This is a genomic window from Rhodopirellula maiorica SM1, assembly GCF_000346295.1.
Classification (GTDB): Bacteria; Planctomycetota; Planctomycetia; order Pirellulales; family Pirellulaceae; genus Novipirellula; species Novipirellula maiorica.
Genome location: NZ_ANOG01000430.1, coordinates 1 through 4,774, shown reverse-complemented (window position 1 = coordinate 4,774; position 4,774 = coordinate 1). Strand labels below are relative to the sequence as shown.

Below are 4,774 nucleotides of genomic sequence, written 5' to 3'. Positions count from 1 at the left end.
CTTTAGGAGGTCTCGGTAGCGAATCAGCTCACGGAAATCTGGCAGTGACCAGCCCGATGTCGGCAGGATCGATGTTCGGTAATGGATACGGTCGGGCTCGGAAGGTGCATTCACCGACATGTTGTGATCAGTCTGTGAGTAGTAGGGGGCTCATGCATGTTCGGTTGTGGGCAGCAGTGGGGGCGGTTCCACTAAACAAAAAGGGTTCGTCGTAGTCTAGTTCGCTGCGGCTGTGCCGTATAGCTAACGCTGTGTCGGAGCTGGATTGGTACGCCGTCATTGACGGTAATGGGGTGGGGATAATAGTTCAGCGAAATTCAGTGGGTCAGGTCGCAGACGTTGCTTGGTGGTAGACCTCGAGTATCTGCGTTGCTGTCTTGTCCCAACTGAATCGGTGAACGTTTTCTCGCCCGTTTTCGATTAGCTGTTTTCGTACTGCGGGGTCACCGACGCGTTTTACTTGCTCCGCAAGCTGCTCGCCCAGGCGAGGATCGAAAAACAGTGCCGCCTCGCCCGCGACTTCATGAAAAACAGCGATGTCGCTACACACAAGCGGACACCCTAGCGATTGAGACTCGAGACACGGAAGGCCGAAGCCTTCTTGGAAGCTAGGGAAAACGAGACAGCGAGACGTGCGGTACTCGTTTCTTAATTGCTCTGTGGATAAATGGCCAAGGTTGCGAATTCGGTTGGTTAGATTCAGGCTGCGGATTAGCAATTCTTCGGCGCTGGAAAACCTTGGCCCAACCACGTTCAGCTGCGCATCCGAAGGCCAATGAGCGGACTGCATCGCGTCGAGCAGGCAAGGAAAGTTTTTGTAGCCCGTTCGCTGGCCGATGAAGAGGGCATTCTTTGCGGTGGATGCAGATGTCGGTGGTATGGAGTCCGTCGGCAGTAGATGCTCTGCCCCATGGTGAATCACTCGCGTCTTATGTTTCAGCTCAGGGTAAAACCGCGATAATTCGGAGGCAGTGGTTTGCGAGACACACACTAGTAGCTTGGCGCGTTCCAGCGTCGTTTGCTTGATCGGAATGGCTTCTTGTAGCTCTCGGATTCCGATCGGGAAATGCGATTCGGCGATCATGTCATGGATGGTGGCGATGCATTTCGTCCCGCGGTTGATGGGCAGAGTTAGCCCGGTGGGGTGGTAGAGGTCGGCGCGAGCGAGTTCTGCCGGATCGCGTCGCAGGGCCAATCGCCGCTGCAGACGAGCGAAAAGGTGGTGCCGAGGAATTTCGGAGCGTCCTGGATCACGGTAGACACGAACGCCCTCTGGTAGCGGTTGCATCGGTTTGGACCGCAGCCAAAGCGTGTAGTCCACCTCGCGGCTCGTGCGCGACATGATTTCATAAAACACCCGCCAGATGCCCAATTGGCGAGGGTTTTCAAATGCGCTGCCGTCGATCCAGACTTTCATTTCGAGCGGTTGCGTCCCTAGGGGTGAGGCGGTTTCGAGGCCAGGCAGCGGCTTGGTTTGTGCTCGTGTGCGAGTGAGGGGGCACTTTGTCGGCCGGTCTCTTGGTTATGTCCCCTCGTCGCAAATTGTTCATCGGTAACGGCCGATTTTAATTGCCGCTACTGGATCGCGTGGCAAACATTCTTAATGAACGCTTGGGGGGGCCAATTGCCGCCAGACGGTACAAGATCGTGGGGGGATCGGGCCTGAGGGGGCGAAGAAAAGAAGTGGTCAGAGGCGGGCTCGAACCGCCGACACCGGCCTTTTCAGGGCCGTGCTCTACCAACTGAGCTATCTGACCGTTCGCGTTTCGAAAAGTTGAAACAGCGAATTTCCAAGAGGTTAATATCTACCTTGGGTGTCACGCAAGGGTATGATGAAATATCTTTAAATTGAAGCAAACCTGCTTTTTGATTCTAAAATTGCTTTTCGCCGTTAAAGACGTCGGTTTTGCGATCGGCGTCACGTTAACTCTTTTCCAAGAATTCTCTGGTATGGCTAGAAAGCCCCGCTTTTTACTGCTTTTTCTCGTTTCGCTTTTGTCCGTGGCCTGTCTCGATGGCCGGCATGCTAATGCGTATACGTCGGAGGACCCCGTTGTTCAGAAAATGGTGGACGGCGGAATACGTTATCTCGAGGCGAACTTAAAGGCCCAGACGAAGTATCCGCTGAATGTTTTTTATTCAGGGGGGTATGGCGAGCATGCTTTGGCCGGGTATGCCCACATGAAGTTGAGACACGACCCTCAAAATCCGGTCGTCGTCCAAGGGATTCGCTCAGCGTTGTCATTCGTGAGAGCCGCATCGGGCCGAGACAACGGCGGACACGAAAGCAAGTCGGTTTATGTCGCTGCCGTTTCGACTTTGCTATTAGCGGAGGTCGATCGGATTAAATACCGCAAAGAGTTGGAGCAGCTTGAGAAGTATTTTCGTCGAGTTCAGTTTCGCAATGGCGGCTACGGCTATCCGGGAGATCAGCAGGGCGACGTCTCTCAGACGCAGTACGCAATGCTAGCTATTTGGACACTCGATCGTGCCGGCTTGGTCGTGGATTACGAGGGGGTTGCTGCGACGGTTAATTGGTTGATGCGAGTGCAGGACCCCAGCGGAGGATGGCCTTACAAAGGGATCGATCCGGGGAGCGGCAAACGTGTGAAGCAGCAGAATATCAAGGTCGCGATGACTTATGCGGGTAGTAGTGCGCTTTTGATCGGAGCGGACACGTTGCGGCTTTGGGGCGGTGGTCCCGAAGAGGATGGTTCTGGAATCACGGGGCTTCCGAAGGCCGTTGGTCTTTTTAAGGAAGGCTTCGAAAACATCAGTGCAAAGCGACCCCAGTTGCCTGTCGAGCCGATCATTTCCTCGATCGAAGAATGTGAGCGTTGGTTAGCGGCTAACAAAAAGAAGGGTGCGGATTGGCCTTACTACAACATCTACACTATCGAACGCTATGAAAGTTTTCGCGAGATCGCGCTGAAGTTAGAGAAAAATCCAAGCCCGGCTTGGTACAACGAAGGTGTCGAGTTTTTGAAGTCGAAAGAACAGAGTCGTGGAGGATGGCCGCCTGGGATCATGTATTCGGCCGCACCGATATCGACATCGTTGGCATTGTTGTTTCTGAGCCGTAGTACGCAAAAGGCGATCGCACAGGCGAGTACGGGGGCGACTCAGGGGGGCTGGGGTTTGCCCGAGGATACCACGGCGATCAAGGTCGAAGGAACGCAGATCAAAGGCAGTGCACCGGCAAACGAAGTCAACGATTTGCTCGATATGCTCAGTGAGGACGAGGGCGGGGGACTCGAAGGAAAATCGATCCCCGAGGACCTGAAATTGGATCCCGACCCAAAGAAGCGAGCCGCTCAAATCGATCGACTCGAGCGTCTCGTTCGCGGCAGCCGGTCATGGCAAGCCCGCCGAGTCGCCGCTCGATTGCTTGGCCAGAGCGATGAAATGAGAGTGGTGCCGACGCTGATCTTTGCGCTGAGCGATCCTGATCCGTCGGTTCCGCGATACGCACGCGACGGGTTGCGATTCATCAGTCGCCGGTTCGAGGGGTTCGGGATGCCGGATAAGCCAAATAAGTCGGAGGTGACGCAGGCTCAGATGCAGTGGCGTGAATGGTACCGTAAATTCAATCCCGGATACGTCTTTATCGATTACGATTTGTAAACGGCTCGTGTCGGAGATACGCTTTTCGTCGCTCGCCAGGCGTGAGTTTCTTGTTTTTGCTTTTGTCGTGTAGGTAAACGATGTCGTCCGCTGTTGCTGATCATCATTCACAATCGCCCTCGTTAGAGGAAATGCGTGAAGAGCGTCGTCTCGAACGCGAGAAGCTTCGTACCAGTAAATTTGATCTGGTCACCTCGCTATTCACCGCATTGATCCTGTTTATCGGCACCTTCGTGCTGATGTTGTTCATTGTCTGGTTGACCAGCCGGATGTCGTTTCCACCGCAAGCGATCAAACCGATCATCGAAAATCCTGCGGGACGCGGGGAAAATGCCGAAGGCTTCGAGCGAGATTTCGAGCCGCCGGGGGCCGAGGAAGTCGAAGAATTGATGGAACCGACGCTGCAGGACACCATCGAAGCGGTGACCGATGCAGTCAGCAACGTCGCGGCGACGCTCGATACGATGAACACCAATGCGACCGCGTCGACCACCGGCACGGGCAAAGGGGATAGTCGTCCTCCGGGGCCTGAGGGCGAGGGGGAAGATATCATTCCGCGATTTGAGCGTTGGCAGCTCAATTTCTCTGCCAAAGCGCTGAAGGATTATGCCGCCCAACTCGATTTTTACGAGATCGAACTTGGTGCCATTGGCGGCTCGATCCAGGGCGTCGACGTGGCCAACAATTTGGCCGGCAGCCCAAAATCACGACGAATCGTCGATACCAAGAGTGAAAAACGACTGTATTTCATGTGGACCTCGCCCAGTCCGCTGATGCAGTTCGACCGGCAATTGCTGCAAAAAGCCGGTGTTCAGCTCGCCAATCGGCAAATGATGAAGTTCATTCCGACCAACCTCGAAAACCAACTGGCTCATATCGAACTTGAGTACGCTACTGCGAAGGGGCACCCATCGGTGACCGAAATTGCCAAAACCATTTTTGAAAGCACGGCCGACGGAAATTCGTACAAATTCGAAGTCGTTGATCAACGCTACCGAAAGCCACGCAAGTAGCCGAACCGAAGAGGGAATTTGATGGTTGCCAATGCCGCAGGGTCCGTCGGAGCGAGGAAAACCTCCGCCACGCCACCATGGGAATCGTCTAATCGTTCAGGGATGCGGACGACGTGGTTTGATTCCATCTCGTCTTT

At 54.5% G+C, this 4,774-nt stretch carries 3 protein-coding genes and 1 tRNA gene; 2 read left to right on the top strand and 2 right to left on the bottom strand.

From position 1 onward, the window contains the following. Nucleotides 1–325: 325 nt before the first annotated feature. Both RMSM_RS36845 and RMSM_RS13795 read right to left on the bottom strand, forming a co-directional pair. Complete coding sequence (locus tag RMSM_RS36845; protein ID WP_008696968.1) at nucleotides 326–1,417, bottom strand: glycosyltransferase family 4 protein; 1,092 nt, start codon at nucleotides 1,415–1,417, stop codon at nucleotides 326–328. A 267-nt stretch (nucleotides 1,418–1,684) separates the two neighbouring features. Next, nucleotides 1,685–1,757, bottom strand: a tRNA-Phe gene (locus RMSM_RS13795). A 193-nt stretch (nucleotides 1,758–1,950) separates the two neighbouring features. Between RMSM_RS13795 and RMSM_RS13790 the strand changes: the two genes are divergently transcribed. Together RMSM_RS13790 and RMSM_RS13785 are read left to right on the top strand one after the other, a co-directional pair. After that, the gene (locus RMSM_RS13790; RefSeq protein WP_040766487.1) at nucleotides 1,951–3,624 is read left to right on the top strand and encodes a hypothetical protein; all 1,674 of its coding nucleotides are present in this window, start codon (nucleotides 1,951–1,953) and stop codon (nucleotides 3,622–3,624) included. Nucleotides 3,625–3,755: 131 nt separating this feature from the next. Then, on the top strand, nucleotides 3,756–4,637 hold the full coding sequence (locus tag RMSM_RS13785; RefSeq protein WP_390172979.1) for a hypothetical protein: 882 nt from the start codon (nucleotides 3,756–3,758) through the stop codon (nucleotides 4,635–4,637). The last annotated feature ends 137 nt before the right edge of the window (nucleotides 4,638–4,774 follow it).